The following is a 15,950-nucleotide window of genomic DNA, read 5'->3' as shown; positions in this document are numbered from 1 at the left end:
ATCGTCGGTTCCGGCGGAGCGGGCGGGCAGGGTGGATTCACCTCGGTCGGCACCGGCGGAATCGGCGGGGCCGGTGGTAGGGCCGGGCTGATCGGCGACGGCGGCGCCGGTGGCGCCGGTGGCCAGGGCGCACCCGGCGCGACCGGGGGTGCCGGCGGCCGCGGCGGCGACGCCGTCGTCATCGGCAACGGCGGCAACGGTGGTAACGGCGGCCTGGGCCCGCCCAACGGTAACGGTGGCCTGGGCGGCGCCGGCGGGTCGTTGCTGGGCCAGCCCGGTCTGCCGGGCACCGGGTAGGCGGCGCGGCGCACCGGCGAGCCGTGCGAAGATTTGGCATGACTCTTCGCGAGCGACCAGTGGAGCTGCCTGGGACGCTGCGCAGTCCCGGACAACCGTTCGGGTTGTACGTGCATGTCCCGTTCTGCGTGACCCGGTGCGGGTATTGCGACTTCAACACCTACACCCCGGCCGAGCTCGGCGGCGTCAACCCGGACGCCTGGTTGCTGGCCCTGGGGACGGAACTTGAGCTGGCGGCCGCCCGGCTCGACGCACCCGCGCTGGACACGGTATTCGTCGGCGGCGGGACGCCGTCGCTGCTCGGCGGTGAGCGCCTCACGACGTTGCTCGGCATGGTTCGCGACTGTTTTGCGCTGGCGCCCGACGCCGAGATCACCACCGAGGCGAATCCCGAGTCCACCTGGCCGGAGTTCTTCGACGCGATCAGGGCGGCCGGGTACACGCGGGTATCGCTGGGCATGCAATCGGTGGCGCCGCGGGTGCTGGCCACGTTGGACCGGGTGCACTCGCCCGGCCGGGCCACCGCCGCCGCGCGCGAGGCCATGGACGCTGGCTTCGAACACGTCAACCTCGACCTGATCTACGGCACCCCGGGGGAATCCGACGACGACCTGCTGCGTTCGGTGGAGGCCGCCATCAACGCCGGTGTCGACCACGTTTCGGCCTACGCCCTGGTCGTCGAGGACGGAACGGCGCTGGCCCGGCGCGTGCGGCGCGGTGAGCTGAGCGCCCCGGACGGCGACGTGCTCGCCCATCGTTACGAGTTGGCCGACGCGCGGCTGACCGCGGCCGGGTTGAGCTGGTATGAGGTGTCCAACTGGGCCCGCCCGGGTGGCGAGTGCCGACATAACCTCGGGTACTGGGCCGGTGGCCAGTGGTGGGGCGCCGGTCCCGGTGCGCACGGTTACGTCGGCGCGACGCGATGGTGGAACGTCAAACATCCCAACGCCTACGCGGAGCTGGTGGCGGGTGCGACGCTGCCGGTGGCGGGCTTCGAGCAGCTCGGAGCCGACGCGTTGCACACCGAGGATGTGCTGCTGAGAATCCGGTTGCGTCAGGGGTTACCGGTGGCCCGGCTCGACGCCGCCGAACGCCAGCGCGCCGAAGCCATACTTGCCGATGGGCTGCTGGCCGTCGAAGGCGACCGGCTGATCCTCACCGACCGGGGACGATTGCTCGCCGACGCCGTGGTGCGCACGCTGTTGGGGTAATCCGTGGTCAGGCGGTGGTATGGAACCACTGCCCGACCATGCGGGCGATCTCGATGTAGAGCGGGATGCCGATCGTGACGTTGTAGGAGAACGTCAAACCCAGCGATGCGGCGAGCGGCAGCGTGGGACTCGCCTCGGGGATCGCCAGCCGCTGTACCGCCGGAACGGCAATGTAGGACGCCGCGCCGCACAGTACCGCGAATAACACGTAGGTGCCCGGCTTGAAGTCGCTATTGGTCAGGTAGGCGTAGGTGTGGGCGACCACGATTCCCAGCGTCGCAAAGAGGTTCGGCGCCAACAGGCCGAAGAAGATGAACCCCCGACCCGCGGTCCTTAGGTCCTTGAGTTTGCGGGATGCCGTCATGCCCATCTCTAGCAGGAACAGCGCCAGTACGCCCTGGAAGGCGGTGACGAAGAAGGTGTCGTCGTCGTGGACGACTTTTTCTCCTTGCAGTCCGCTGATCAGTCCGATGATGATGCCGCCGAGCAGCAGACACAGCCCAGGGTTGAGGAAGACCTCCTGCAGCAGCTCGCGTGAGAACAGGGAGGCCTTGCGGCTGCCTTCCCCGGCTTCCTCCCAATCGGGATGCTCCTGCTTTTCCAGCGAGAGCTCCAACTCCTGCTCGATTCCGCGGTCGTTGACGGCCTCGAGGGTTTCCCCGCGGGCCGGCCGCGCCGCGGTTCCCGGTCCGAGTGAGACCTTGGCCGGGGGGGTGTAGCCCGGCTCGTCGGGCATATACCCGGCCTCGTCCATTCCGCGGTGGCGCAGGCGTGCCACCAGGTAGAGCGCCACCAGGCAGCCGGGAATCTCCATGACAGCCAACATGACCGGCATGTAGGCGTTGAAGGCGATGCCAACGCTGGTCAGCACCGCGACGCAGGTGGCGAAGGTCCCCGCGGAATCCGACCCGTAGTAGCCGGCGACTGTCGCTCGATCGACTCGCCGCATCGAACTCATGCGGCTCAGCAGCAGATAAGCCAGCCCGCCGATCGCGAAGTTCAGGAGAAAGCCCAAAACCATGAATCCGACGATCGTTCCGATGCTGGACGCGCTGATCTTGGCGAGTTCTTCACCGCCATGCCAGCCGATGGCCAGCAGCAAGTACATGGTGAGGCCCTGGTAGATCACATAGGGGAACTCGAACCGCACCTTGAGGATCGGGATCAAGAACCCGAAGTAGAAGAACAGCAGCAGCGGTTTGAAAAGGTTGTGGGTGAAATTCTCCCAGAACTCATGCAGCATTGGCGCCTCCCATGCTTCGTGCCGCGATCCAGGAAGCAACCACCTTCAGCGGAGCGACCGGGAACACCCCAGACAACGCTGAGAATTTAGCGAGGCTGCGGCCGGACCGCTACTCTTGACTCGCGCAAAACCCCTGGATTCGCGGTATTTCCGGGCACCCGGCGACCCCCGGTACCGCCATGTGGCAGTCGGTGGTGCCAATTGTGCTGGCAGTGCGCTGTCAGCGCCCTAATGGCGTGAGTTCAATGTGAATCAGCTGCTAATATGCTGTGAAATCCTGATCGGGCCGTCAGCGCGCGGAAGAAATCAGTGACGGCCGGACACCAATGTCCCGCTTGCGGTGGGTCACCGTCCGCCACGCAATGGGCGAGTAATGGGTCGTGGTCTCCTCGAAGCCGTCGACCTTGCATACCGTAAGCACGCCGGTGTCCTGGTTGATCGAGAGCTCCTCGCTTTCACCATGGACTTCTTCGCCGTCCGCGAGATGGATCACGAACATGTGCTGGTCCCTCCTCGTGCTTGCCTGCGGATGGGCATACGACTGTCGCCGGCTGACAGGCAGCCGGTTAGGCAGTGATGCTAGGAGAGTCGCGCGCACAGCGATCTGTCGTCATGTGACCGACAAGTAAATGGTTGGTAAACGTTTGGAGTTTCCTGCGTCTGGCGTGAGCACTGGTGAGCTGCCGGGAACGACCGGCCATCCGGCGGCAGCCTGCGGAAGAAGTCGGAAACTCGGTCCGGCCGGGTACCGCCACCGCGGCCCGATGATGCCATCAAGTATGCCCCGACAGCGATCGACTCACGGTGAGCCCTAGTGCGGAGGGCATCTGCGCGACAAGGTCGCAGAACGCATTTAGTAGGTTAGGCTACATTTACTAATGCCGCGGAGGGGAGCATCGCGATCAGTACTGCCAGTACCGCTGAAGTGTCGATTCCGATGCCGGCCGACCTGGAGCCGGCTGATCTAGCGGCCGAGCTGGCCGCCGCCCTTTGCGAGGCCCCCGGCGAGCAGTACCTGCTCTACGAATACAACGGGCAATGGGTCCTGGCCTTGGGCGTGCAGGCGATGGTGGAGCTGGACAGCGACGAGCTGCGGGTGATCCACAACGGCACCGCTCGCCGACAAGCCTGGTCGGGGCGGCCGGCGTCGGTACTGGGCGAAGCCATCGACCGGTTGCTGTTGGAGACCGACCAGGTCTTCGGCTGGATCGCCTTCGAATTCGGTGTCTACCGGTACGGGCTGCAGCAGCGGCTGGCGCCCCGCACGCCGTTGGCCCGGGTATTTTGGCCCGGCAGCCGCATCGTGATGACCAGGACCGAGATTTGCTTCGTCGGGGCCGGGGCGCACCATCGCCAGGTGGTGCACCGGTTACTGCGCGACGGGATAGCTGGCGTGCCGCAGTCCCGCGCAGTCGACTTGTCCGCCGACCCGTCCGGATTTCGCGACCGGGTGGCCACGGCCCGCCGCGAGATCTTGGCCGGCCGGTATCGCAAGGTGATCCTATCCCGTTGTGTCGACGTGCCTTTCGAGCTCGACTTCCCGTCGACCTATCGTCTGGCGCGTCGGCACAACACTCCGGTGCGATCGTTCATGTTTCAGCTTGGCGGAATTCGGGCGCTCGGCTTCAGCCCGGAACTTGTCATGTGCGTTCAGCCCGACGGCGCCGTCGTCACCGAGCCACTGGCCGGCACACGTGCGCTGGGCCGGGGCGTCGCAGACGACATGCAAGCCCGCCGCGACCTGGAGTCCAACGCCAAAGAGATTGTCGAGCACGCTATTTCGGTACGCACGTCATTTCGGGAGATCGCCCAGATCGCGAAACCGGGAACCGCGGCCGTCACCGATTTCATGACGGTGCGCGAGCGCGGCAGTGTGCAACACCTCGGCTCGACGATCAGTGCGCGACTAGACCCAGCGCGCGATCGGATGGATGCCCTGGAAGCCCTTTTTCCTGCCGTAACAGCGTCGGGAATTCCCAAAGCGGGCGGAGTCGAAGCCATCTTGCGTCTCGACGAAGGTCCGCGCGGATTGTATTCGGGTTCGGTCGTGATGTTCTCCGCAAACGGCGGCCTCGATGCCGCGCTGACGTTGCGGGCGGCCTATGAACGGGACGGGCGCACCTGGCTGCAAGCCGGCGCCGGGATCATCGAGGCGTCGCTACCCGAGCGGGAATTCGAAGAGACCTGCGAGAAGCTGTCTGCGTTGGCGCCCTACCTGGTTGAACGTCAGTAGCCGGCGCCGCAGTCCGGTTCGGCCGGACGAATCTACCTGCGCGGTGATCAGCAACACATCTTCACAGGGACTTTCGGCCCTAGCGGCTCGAAAGGCAGCCGGGGACGCTTCGACTGAAGCGATCAGTTCGACTGCTGTTCGAGCCGAAGAAGAAAGCGGGGTCGCTGCGGGGTGTACGCGCTCAAGCCGTGGTCGGTGCGAGAATTCCCCGATCTCACAGTGCTTTCCGGCCCACGGGTGTCGGCTTCGCAAGGTGAGTACGTGGCGCGGTCGGTGGGGCGGGTGCTGGCCCATCACGAGATCTCCGGAGGCGCTCGGGTTCGGCTGAAAACCGGAGCCTGTGGTCGCGGGCCGTTGATCATGCAGGTGAACCTGCGCGTCGGCGAGCTACCAGCGCGGGTGCTTGCCGTCACCACGGGTATCGACGACCTGACGCCGGCATTACTGCGACTGGATCGTCATATCGCGCGGATGTACGGCCAGTGGCGACCTCGTCCCTGGCCCGATCCGACCCGCAGGCTCTTGACCATCGCCACCGGGGCCGTCGTGGTACGCCGGAAATCGGTGGTGCCGCAGCGCACCACGCCGTTGGAGGCGGTGGCGGTGATGGATGCCATGGACTACGACGCGCACCTGTTCACCGACGTGGAGACGGGCGAGGACGCGGTGGTGTACCGGGCGGGTCCCTCGGGGCTACGGCTGGCTCGCCAACGACACGTGTATCCCCCGGGATGGGCGTGGTCGTCGAGCACGTCAGAGCCGGTGGTGCCGCTGATCGTGAATTCCCGCCTGACGCCGTGTCTCACCGAGGACGCGGCAGTGCACCGCGCCGGTGAACACCGGCTCCAGCTGCTGTTTTTCACCGACCCGGCCACCGGTCGCGGCAACCTGCTCTACCCGCGCTACGACGGCAACCTCGGATTGATCACTGCGTTCCAGCGTGTCTAACTTGCATGTAACCGGGGTTCACAGATATATTCACTGTTACTGAACGACACACATAGCTGGGAGACCTCTCATGCCGAAGGAAATGACCAACCTGCAGCTACTTCATGAACTTGAGCCCGTGGTGGAGCAGCTGCTCAACCGCCACCTCTCGATGTTCAAGGAGTGGAACCCGCACGACTACATTCCTTGGTCGGACGGCAAGAATTTCTATGCCCTCGACGGCCAGGACTGGGAGCCCGGACAAAGCCAGCTCTCCGATGTGGCCCAGGTAGCGATGGTCCAGAACCTGTTGACGGAGGACAACTTACCGTCTTACCACCGCGAGATCGCGATGAACTTCAGCATGGATGGACCCTGGGGGCAGTGGGTCAACCGGTGGACCGCCGAGGAGAACCGGCACAGCACTGCGTTGCGTGACTACTTGGTGGTGACCCGCGCGGTGGATCCGGTCGAGCTGGAGAAGCTTCGCATGGAGCAAATGACACGGGGCTTCAGCCCGGGCCAGAACCACCAGGGCGATATGTTTGCTGAGAGTGTCTTCGACTCGGTGATGTATGTCTCGTTCCAGGAGCTGGCGACCCGCGTCTCGCATCGCAACACCGGTAAGGCCAGCAACGACACCATCGCGGAGCAGTTGATGGCCAGGGTGTCGCACGACGAGAACCTGCACATGATCTTCTACCGGGACGTCAGCGCAGCCGGACTCGACATTGCGCCCAACCAGGCGATCAAGTCGGTGCACCGGATTCTGCGGAACTTCAAGATGCCGGGCTTCACGGTGCCGGAGTTCCGCCGCAAGGCCGTGATCATCGCCGTCGGCGGCGTCTATGACCCGCGCATCCACCTCGACGAGGTGGTCATGCCGGTGTTGCGGAAGTGGCGGATTTTCGAACGCGAGGACTTCACCGGCGAGGGTGCGTGGATGCGCGACGATCTTGCCGTGCTGATCAAGGAGCTCGAGGAGGCCAGCGACAAGTTCGAGGACTCCAAACAGCGCTACCTCGAGCGCGAGGCTCGCAGGGCCGAGAAGATCACCGCTGACCGCGTGCTCAAGACCGCGGGGACGTTGACGCTCAGCCGACGCTGAGCATGCCTGCGCTGTGGACGGTCAGGGGATGGTCGTCCGCGAGATCCGGCCAACGGCCCGAGTATACGTGCCGGGCGCCAGGCGTTTGACGTTCCAGCCGATCTTGGCATCCAGCTGGGGCAGGCAGTAGAGGTCGCCCCGGTCGTGGGCGTCCAAGCACACGCGCGCCACCTTCGCGGCCGAAAATCCGGTCCAGCGCATCAGTTTGGCGGCACGTTCGCTGGATTGTTCGCTGATACGGCCGGATTCGACGATGTTGGTCTTGACGAAGGTCGGACACAGCACCGTGACCTTGATTGCGGTGCCCGATAATTCGGCCGCCAGGGTCTCTGACAGGGAGAGCACGCCAGCCTTGCTGACGTTGTATGCCGCCATGCCGGGAGCTGCGGCGAACGCCGCCGCCGAGGCGACGTTGATGATGCCCCGCGGGGTTCGTGACGGCTCGGCGGCGCGCAGGATAGGAGTGAATACGTGGCAGCCGTGGATGGGTCCCCACAGATTGACGCCCAGCACCCACTTCCAATCATCCAGGGGCACTTCGCCGACGGGCGCGCCGCCGGCCCCAACGCCGGCGTTGTTGATCACCAGCGTGGGCGCCGCATCGAACCAGGATTGCGACTGTTCGGCCAACGAACACACGTCGTCCACGCGGGACACGTCGCAGCGGATCGCAGTGGCTTTCGCACCCCGTTCGGTGAGCATCGCGGCCGTCTTGTGGGCGGCTATTTCGTCGACGTCACTGCAGACCACCGCGCTGCCGCGGCGGCCGAGTTCGACCGCGAACGCGGCGCCGATCCCACTGCCGGCGCCGGTAACCACGGCCAAGGCCCCGTGCGTGGTGGCCCTCGACCTGTTCAGCAGCCTGCCCACAGGCCCCAACACTTCAGCCTGCCTCGGCAGCGTCATTGTCCTGCAATGAATTTACGATGAATTCGCAGGCGTATCCCATGGCCTTCGCTGCTTCCGGCGCCATTCGCGGGAGCGCCTGGAATACGTGCATCTGGTCGGGCCATACCTGTAGGTCGCAACTGCCACCGGCGGCGCGGATGTCGGCGGCGAGTTGACGCGCGTCGGCCTCCAGAATTTCGGCCGCACCAGCCTGGATCAGGGTGTTCGGTAGCACCGGTCCGCCGGCGACGTCGAGGGTCAGGCGGTGATGGGTGGGATCGATGCCGGCGTAGTACAGGCTGACCACCCGGGCCGCCGCGGCCGCCCGGACAGCGGGATCTGGGCGTAACTGTTCGCGAGCGGCCGAGATCGTGAACGTAAGGTCGATCAGCGGCGAAAACAACACCAGTGACGCCGGTGGATTCGCGGCCACATCCCGTTGCAGCAACATGTCCACCGATAGGTGGCCACCAGCCGAATCGGCAACCACCACAATGCGTTCCGGCGGCAGGCCGGACGCCTCCGGTAGCCAGTCCCAGCCGGCACGAACGTCGTCGGCGGCAGTGGGGAAGCGGTAGCGCGGCGCCAATCGGTAATCGACGCAGAACACCGGCAGGCCGGTCAGTGACGACAGCCATGACGTCAGCCGCCGGTGTGTCCGGGGTGAACACATGGTGTAGCCGCTGCCGTGCACGTAGTAGATCACCCCGGCGGTGCCGGCCGACGAGCGGTGCGTCGCCTCCATGTGCGGTCCGAACACCCATTCACCACGGACCCGACGGCCGTCCGCCAGAACGGAATTCACGTGTTCGACCCGGGTACCCGCCAGAGATGGCCCGAAGGTGCCCAAGAGTCTGGCGATAAGCTGGCGCGTCAGCCACATTCCCCATGCTCGCTCCGGCGGTATCGCGCCGGTGATCGCCGGCATGATCGCCGTGCTCACCGCCACCGCGGTGCGGGAGCGTAACGACCCGCGCGCCGGAACGACGTCCATCATGGCACGCGAGTCAATATCAAACGGCGACATTAGTCAATGGTAAGTTTCGGGGAAAAATTCATGGATCGGCGAGGGAGTGGCGCCGGGTGAGGGCCTGACGCGCGATCGCCTTCTTGTCGATCTTCCCGACCGCCGTGGTGGGCAGTGATGCCAGCGGCAAAAGCATGTCCAGGCGGGCGTGTACCGCCACGCCGCGCTCGTCGAGGTGGCCGTTCAGTTCCGCAATTGTGATCGGAGTACCAGCGAAAACTACCGCCGCGCAGATCTTTTCGCCTAGATCCGGGTCGGGGACCGGGACCGCGGCGACGGACCCGATCGCCGGGTGGCTCAACAGATGCTCTTCGATGTCCTGGGCCGCGACGGTCTCCCCGCACCGGCAGATGACGTCTTTGGCCCGACCGGTGACCACGAGGTAGCCGTCGTCACGAAGGCGCACCAGGTCACCGCTGCGATAGAACCCGTCCGAATCGAAGCAGCGTTGGTTATCCTGCTCGGCGCAAAAGTAGCCGTTGATTGTGTACGGACCGCGCACCAGAAGTTCGCCGACTTCACCGGGTGCCACCGGCTGGCTCTCGACGTCGGCAATCCGCAGTTCATCGGCGGCCGACAGGGGCCGCCCCTGAGTGTGCTCAACCACGTCCGGTGGATCGTCGAGGCGGGTGAAGTTCAACAGCCCCTCTGCCATCCCGAATACCTGCTGTAGGCCCGGGCTCAACATCGATCGCACCCGGCGAGCGTCTTCAGGCTCAAGCTTGGCACCACCGACTTGCAAGAGCCGCAACGTCTTTGGCGTCACAGGTTCCCACTCGCAGGCTTGGGCCCACAGCTTGGCCAGCGCCGGCACGAGCGCGGTGACGGTCACACCGTACCGTTCGATCGTGGCGAACGCGGCCTCCGGGCTGGGATCGGTGCTGAAAACGACGGTGGCGCCGACAGACAACGCGCCGAGAATGCCGGGGCAGGCCAGCGGGAAGTTGTGCGCTGCCGGCAGTGACACGAGATACACGTCATCGCATGTCAAGCCGCACAGCTCGGCACTCGCGGTGGCGTTATAGACGTAGTCGTCGTGAGTACGGGGGATCAGCTTCGGTATGCCGGTGGTACCGCCTGACACGAGCAGCAATGCAGGAGAGGCGGTGTCGACCACATTCTTCGGCGGGTTGCCGGTGGGCAACCCTGACCAGGAGATAAATGGGCCAGGATCTCCGTCGACGATGACATGGCGCAGTCGCGGATGTGCGACAGCAAGCTGCTCGGCGATGGTGCGATAGTCGTAACCGCCGGCCGTCTCGGGGATGACGAACCCGACCGCATCGCTTACCTTGGCGAAGCGAGTCAGTTCTGCCGACCGATGCCCGGGCAGACACATCACCGGAATCACCCCGGCACGCAGCAAGCCGAAAAACGCGACGGCGAACTGGCGCGTATTCGGCAACTGCAGCAACACCCGGTCGGCGGGCGCGATCCCGACGCCGGCTATGCCCGCGGCGGCCCGGTCCGCCAGTCCGTCGAGTTCGGAGTAGGTGTGGCTGCCTGAGTCATCGACCACGGCAACACGGTCCGGCCATGTCGACGCGGCCCGCCGTAACAGCGCATCAACTGTGTGACCGCTCCAGTACCCGCTTTCCCGGTATCTTGCTGCCCGTTCTGGAGGAAAGGGGACGAAGCCGGCGAGCGACGCCGGTTGCGGCGGCTGGACAGAAGTGACTGGCACGTGATGCCCCCTGGGTCGAACGTGTCCTGCCCTTTAGACGTAGGGTAGCGTAGCACGAAGTTAGGGCAGCCTGGGCTAAGCGGCGGAGGTGGTGTGGTGGGCGGCGCATCACTCGCCGGCGTGCGGACGGACTCGGAATGCCGCAATTGTCCCCACCCTTCAGCGCGGTCGGCGGGTCCGCGATGACCAGGACGCTCGCGGTGGTCGGGGCGGGCGCGAAGGCGGTCGCTGTGGCCGCGAAGGCCGCGACGCTGCGGGAAATGGGCATCGAGGTGGGCGACGTCGTTGCCGTCGAACGCGCCGGTGTGGCAGCTAACTGGCGAGCCGGCGGCGGCTGGACCGACGGTCGGCAGCGGTTGGGCACCAGCCCGGAAAAGGATGTTGGCTTCCCGTATCGGTCGACGGTGGTTCCAGGTCGCAATGCCGAACTCGACGAACGAATGATGCGGTTTAGCTGGCAGTCATACCTGGTTGCCACCGACCAACTTGTGGGCTGGATCGACCGGGGTAGGCCGGCGCCCACCCACGACAGCTGGGCTCGGTATCTGCGCTGGGTTGCCGACGCGGTGGGGCTGAAAGTCGTTCGCGGCGAGATGGTTCACCTGTCGGTAGCCGGATTGCGCTGGGTCGTGCAGACACCCGACACGACCGTGTCGGCTGATTCGGTGATGATCACCGGTCCGGGTCAGCCGCAGCGGTCGATGCTCCCCGGGGACCCGCGGATGTTGTCGATCGCGCAGTTCTGGCAGCGCACCGCGGGTGACAACCGGATCGTTGCCGACGAAGTCGCGGTCATCGGGGGCGGCGAGACTGCCGCCTCGATACTCAACGAGCTTTTCCACCATCGGGTTTCAACGATTACCGCGATCTCGCCACAAGCGACGCTGTTTACCCGCGGCGAGGGGTTCTTCGAGAATTCGCTGTTTTCCGATCCCACGCAGTGGTGCAGCCTGACCCGTGCCGAACGGCGCGACTACATTGCTCGCACCGACCGCGGGGTGTTTTCCGCGCGGGCGCAGGAGCTACTGCTTGCCGACGAAAGAATCAGGCATTTGCGGGGGCGGGTGGCCGATGCGCAAAATCGCGCCGGGCGTATCCGGATCACAGTGCACACCGACCGGCCGCAGCTGGCGGACCGGGGTGGCCGTGCCCCGGCGGGAGTGACCACCGCCGGGTCGTGCCACAGCGCTCCTGGCGACGAATTGTCCGCGACCGTACACGATTTCGATCTCGTCGTGGATGGATCGGGGGCCGACCCGCTGTGGTTCCTGCCGCTGCTGGATCAGGATGCCGTGGACATGCTCGAGTTGGAACTGGGCGGCCCGCTGACGAGTGACCGTCTCGAGGAATCCATCGGGCATGACCTTGCTGTCCAGGGGCTGCATCCGAAACTATTCCTGCCCAACCTATCCGGCTTCAATGAGGGGCCGGGATTTCCGAACCTGAGCTGCCTGGGACTGCTCGCCGACCGGGTGCTGGGCGCCGAAATCGGTGTCAGCGATGCGTCACGGGGACGAAGCGGTGAATATCAATCCGTGTGACGCAGACACGGCCATGAGCGCGCAGCGCGTGCCGGAAGTGACGGCCGGCTAGGGGCCTGCGCTGATCTGGTTTCCGGGATCTATGGAGTTTGGCTGCGGCAGTCCTGCCTGTCACAGTGTTCTCTGGCCGGGGTGATACCCGATTTGCCTGGCGCACTCGGAAATTCATGATGACCACGAATGTGGCTGGTCAACGATGTTCTTGGTGCGCAGCCGTGGATGCCTGGCTCAGTTTCGAGCACCTTGGCTCTGTTTTGGCACGTCGATACGGCTGCTTAACTCAAACCGCTTGTGATGGTAGGCGTTCGGGAGATGTCTTACGCGCTCACCGAACCGGCTGTCATGCCGGCTGTATCGAGTGTGCGGTGAGGGCTTTGACTGTGTATGTAGGGCGGGAGTTTGACGTTCGGACCGCCCTGACGGCTTACTCGAGGCCGCCAGTGCACACTCGACGCCGCCTGCCGCCTGCCGCCAGCCGCCAATCCAACCACACCAGCAGGCGACGTCCATCTGCCCACATCGGGGCACAGCCCACGACCGATTTCAGCGACAAGCCAAGGAGGGCAACGGATTGTGGCTGTGTAGCGGGCATGACGGGTACCCGTCGGCTCCAGCCATGGCACGACATCAGCGCTGCCTTGAGCGACATCAGCACCGCATTAGAGTGACAGATCCGTTGGGTGGCAGGGCTTTTCGCCGCCGGGTCAGCACGACGTGACGGAACTAGCGTAACGTGGCCAGAATATCGTCGATCGACGCTCCGCCAAGCAGATCGGAGACCTCGAGTTCGTGATCGAACTCCGCCTTGACGCGGCGACGCAATTCCAGCGCTTGCAACGAATCCAGGCCGAGCGCGACCATCGGAACCGTGGTGTCGATCTCCTCGACGTCGTCGACGCCGATCGCGCCCGCCAGCAGTTTTAGCAACCGGTGGATAGCACCCGTCGCAGTGTCATCCCGCGTCGAGTTACCCACCGTCACGTGCGAAGTCAGCTGTGACAACAACCCGCCGTGGCCGCAGGCCTGCAATACCGAGGTCGCACGCTCCGCGTCGAACGCGGCAACGATCGCATTCCCGCGAAGTCGACCCATCCCCAGTGCCAGCGCATCGGAGGCGGACATCGGCAGCAGACCGGTGAAAGCCAGCTTCGCCATCCCGGAGTCGGCGGCAGCGGAAGCGACATGCCACTGGCCCCACTGAACCGACACGCAATCCAGGCCCTCGGATCTGAGCCGGTGCGCCATGGCGTCGAGCATTCGGTTGGATGCGGCATAAACGATCAGGCCCCGACCCCCGACGGTCGCCGCTACCGACGAGCACAGCAGAATGCGGCAGTCGGCGGTCCGCGGAATCGTCTCCAGTACCATCGACATGCCGACCACCTTGGCGCGCAACGCCTTTTCGGCCTTCTCGACCGTGATGTCCGCAAGCTCCATGCCCGAATACTGGACGGCGGCGTGGACGATGAGATCCGCGGGTGTGTCCTGAGCGGCCGTCGCCAGTCGGAGCACTGCCGCCGGGTCACCGACGTCGCACGCGGCGGCCTCGATGTGCGCCGATGTGGCAGACCGGATCTGCTGTAACCGGTTTGCCACCGCCGCGGTCTCACCGGATCTGCTGACCAGCGTGATCCGTCGCGCCCCGCGCCGCGCCAGATGCTCGCAGAATTCGAGTCCGAGGTTTCCGGTCCCGCCGACGATGAGCACGTGCTGTGGTGTGGCGAGGTTCGAATCGGCTACCGGAGCCTCGCTTTCGACGATCCGCTTGGCGTACAGAACACCGTCGCGCAGGGCAAGCGCCGATTCCCGCGCGGTGTGCAGGGCGGCCAGGACCGCGGCCGACGCGTCCGGCAACGGCGACCCGGCAGCCAGATCGAGATGCCGGAAACAAACGCGCGGATGTTCGCAGCCGATACTGCGAAAACCCGAAATTGCGGCCGCATGCACGGGATCCGGTGACGGGTCGTCGGCAACCACCGCCTCGCCGCCTATGGTCACCAGCCAGCAATCGGTGATTGCAGCACTGATTCCCGGCCACCACGTGCGGTCGGAAAAGAATGCCGCAACCGCGGCCGCGGCCGCGGCGAAGTCGAGTTTCGCCGACCGTGGAAGAAGTATCACAAGTGTATCCAGACCCGTCGTCGCAGAACTGTTTCGGCCATCGACGACACGGGCGGTTGCGCCGAGGTCGGCGGCCGCAATGCACAGCGCGGCGGCCTGCTCGGCGCAGCCCCCGCTGTGATCGACTATCCCGATTGCGCGCGGCGCTACCAGCGAGCGCTGGGACAACCGAACCCAATTCTCGGCGAGAAGTCGCGGCGGCGCGATCTGGCCGATCGGGTTGCGCACCGGACCAGATGTGGTTGTCGTTCGCCGAGGACGCTGCGGCAACGTGTCTTGGTAGGGCAGCCACAGTTTGGTCTCGTTCAGCACGGTATTGGGGAAGTCGGGAAGCGGCAGCGCGACGGGGCCGTGCGGCTCGGCGGACAGCTGGTCCCAGGCATAGGCCAGGTCATGCACGGCGACGCGGCCGAGATTTCGGGTGAATTCGCCCAGATCGGTCGCCTCCCTAATCGACGTGCCCACCACCATGGGATCGCGATCGTTGCCGTCGTCGGACGCTGCGGCAAGGTTTTCTTCGATGGCCAGTTGCAGGGACGGATGAACGGCCAGTTCGACGAAGGTGTCGACGCCGCGTGCCACCGCGGCGGCGATCGCCTTGTCGAATCGAACGGTATTGCGCAGGTTCCAGAACCAGTACTGGTCGAGCGGCAGATCTTGGGTGATGGGACCGCCCAGCGTGGCGCCGAGACAGTCGATATCGGTGTCGAGGAACTTCGGATTCCGCAGTTCGCGTCGGGTGGCAGCGCAGAATTCGTCGCCCAGCGCACTGATCACGCTGGTGTGCGCGGGAAATCGGACTTCGATAACCCGGGCGAACATGTCGCGCCGGGAAAAGGTGTCGACGATCATCTGCACTGTTTCCCGATCGCCCGAGATCCCGGCCAGGTTGGGTGAATTGATCACCGACAGCTGCGCCCAGCCCGAACACCGTGCGAGCAGGTCCTCGCAGGCGTCGCGGTCGGCGGCGATGACTGCCATGGCGTAATCACCTGCGGCGAACCCGTCGGCGGCGCGAGCGCGGATCCCGATGATGCTAACCGCGTCCGCCAAGGTGATTGCGCCCGAGACATAAGCCGCGGCTATCTCTCCCTGGCTGTGACCGATGGTGACGTCGGGCGCAACGCCCACTGATCGCCACATCGCGGCCAGGCCGGCCATCTGGGTGAACAACGCGGGCTGGACGGTGATCGCGGAGTTGTCAACCGAAAGGCCCTCGTCGAGAAGGTAATTCAGTGGCGAGGTGCCCAACTGTGCCTGAAATGCCGCGGCGCAGCGATCCACCTCGGCCCGGAACGCGGGCATGGCCTGGTAGAAGAGTCGCCCCATCCCCGGACGTTGGCCCCCCTGCCCGGGAAATACGTAGGCGACCCGCCGGGCCGCGGCGGCGGTTTGGGTGCACACCACCGACGGGTGGTCGCGCCCGTCGACAATCGCCCGCAGCGCGTTGACCAGCTCGTCGCGGTCGGCCGCCATGGCCAGGGCTCGGTGTTTGCGGGCAATCCTGGTCCGGAAAAGCATGTCGGCGATCGCCTGCGGCGCCACCTCGGGATGGTCGGCCACATACGTCAATACCGCGGCGGCCTCCCGCGACACCAGATCAGGGTTATCCGACGTGACCAGGACGGGGATGGCGCCGTCGGGGAGCCGGTAGCCGCGCGATGTCACTT

At 65.4% G+C, this 15,950-nt stretch carries 12 protein-coding genes; 6 read left to right on the top strand and 6 right to left on the bottom strand.

The features are described from left to right. Both BST40_RS12360 and hemW read left to right on the top strand, forming a co-directional pair. The coding region (locus BST40_RS12360; RefSeq protein ID WP_083154396.1) for a PE-PGRS family protein at positions 1–297 on the top strand (297 nt) is incomplete at its 5' end. A gap of 38 nt (positions 298–335) precedes the next feature. Beyond that, positions 336–1,508 carry a radical SAM family heme chaperone HemW gene (hemW, locus tag BST40_RS12355; protein ID WP_083154394.1) on the top strand — a complete coding sequence of 391 codons (1,173 nt, stop codon included), beginning with the start codon at positions 336–338 and terminating at the stop codon, positions 1,506–1,508. Between the two features lie 7 nt (positions 1,509–1,515). On the opposite strand, the gene BST40_RS12350 is transcribed toward hemW, so the two are convergent. Further along, entirely contained in the window at positions 1,516–2,751 is a 1,236-nt protein-coding gene (locus BST40_RS12350; protein ID WP_075548069.1) for a sodium-dependent bicarbonate transport family permease, read from the bottom strand. Between the two features lie 289 nt (positions 2,752–3,040). Next, on the bottom strand, positions 3,041–3,250 hold the full coding sequence (locus BST40_RS12345) for a hypothetical protein (protein WP_023365698.1): 210 nt from the start codon (positions 3,248–3,250) through the stop codon (positions 3,041–3,043). A gap of 438 nt (positions 3,251–3,688) precedes the next feature. Here BST40_RS12345 and BST40_RS12340 point away from each other — a divergent pair, with 438 nt between their 5' ends. From BST40_RS12340 to BST40_RS12330, 3 genes are all read left to right on the top strand, one after another. Beyond that, positions 3,689–4,984 carry a salicylate synthase gene (locus tag BST40_RS12340; protein ID WP_075548068.1) on the top strand — a complete coding sequence of 432 codons (1,296 nt, stop codon included), beginning with the start codon at positions 3,689–3,691 and terminating at the stop codon, positions 4,982–4,984. A 261-nt stretch (positions 4,985–5,245) separates the two neighbouring features. Continuing rightward, a complete protein-coding gene (locus tag BST40_RS12335; RefSeq protein ID WP_306770976.1) occupies positions 5,246–5,932 on the top strand; it encodes a sigma 54 modulation/S30EA ribosomal C-terminal domain-containing protein in 687 nt (228 codons plus the stop codon). Between the two features lie 70 nt (positions 5,933–6,002). After that, positions 6,003–7,019: an acyl-ACP desaturase gene (locus BST40_RS12330; RefSeq protein WP_075548066.1), complete on the top strand. Its 1,017-nt coding sequence runs from the start codon at positions 6,003–6,005 to the stop codon at positions 7,017–7,019. Between the two features lie 21 nt (positions 7,020–7,040). Here the strand turns inward: BST40_RS12330 and BST40_RS12325 are convergent, their stop codons facing one another. The 3 genes from BST40_RS12325 to BST40_RS12315 are packed head-to-tail and all read right to left on the bottom strand — an operon-like array spanning position 7,041 to position 10,618. Then, positions 7,041–7,925, bottom strand: a complete 885-nt coding sequence (locus BST40_RS12325; protein WP_075548065.1) for an SDR family NAD(P)-dependent oxidoreductase — start codon at positions 7,923–7,925, stop codon at positions 7,041–7,043. Next, positions 7,903–8,904: an alpha/beta hydrolase gene (locus tag BST40_RS12320; RefSeq protein WP_075548076.1), complete on the bottom strand. Its 1,002-nt coding sequence runs from the start codon at positions 8,902–8,904 to the stop codon at positions 7,903–7,905. Before BST40_RS12320 ends, BST40_RS12325 begins: the two co-directional genes overlap by 23 nt. Before the next feature lie 58 nt (positions 8,905–8,962). Then, the gene (locus BST40_RS12315) at positions 8,963–10,618 is read right to left on the bottom strand and encodes a (2,3-dihydroxybenzoyl)adenylate synthase (protein ID WP_083154392.1); all 1,656 of its coding nucleotides are present in this window, start codon (positions 10,616–10,618) and stop codon (positions 8,963–8,965) included. 182 nt (positions 10,619–10,800) lie between these two features. Here BST40_RS12315 and mbtG point away from each other — a divergent pair, with 182 nt between their 5' ends. Further along, positions 10,801–12,159, top strand: a complete 1,359-nt coding sequence (gene mbtG, locus BST40_RS12310; protein WP_075548063.1) for an NADPH-dependent L-lysine N(6)-monooxygenase MbtG — start codon at positions 10,801–10,803, stop codon at positions 12,157–12,159. Between the two features lie 723 nt (positions 12,160–12,882). Here mbtG and nbtC read toward each other — a convergent pair. Beyond that, on the bottom strand, positions 12,883–15,948 hold the full coding sequence (nbtC, locus tag BST40_RS12305) for a nocobactin polyketide synthase NbtC (RefSeq protein ID WP_083154390.1): 3,066 nt from the start codon (positions 15,946–15,948) through the stop codon (positions 12,883–12,885). Positions 15,949–15,950 lie beyond the last annotated feature (2 nt).

Source organism: Mycobacterium persicum, assembly GCF_002086675.1.
In the GTDB taxonomy this organism is placed as follows: Bacteria; Actinomycetota; Actinomycetes; order Mycobacteriales; family Mycobacteriaceae; genus Mycobacterium; species Mycobacterium persicum.
The sequence above is the reverse complement of the archived record's forward strand: the minus strand, read 5'-3'. Positions and strand labels throughout refer to the sequence as shown.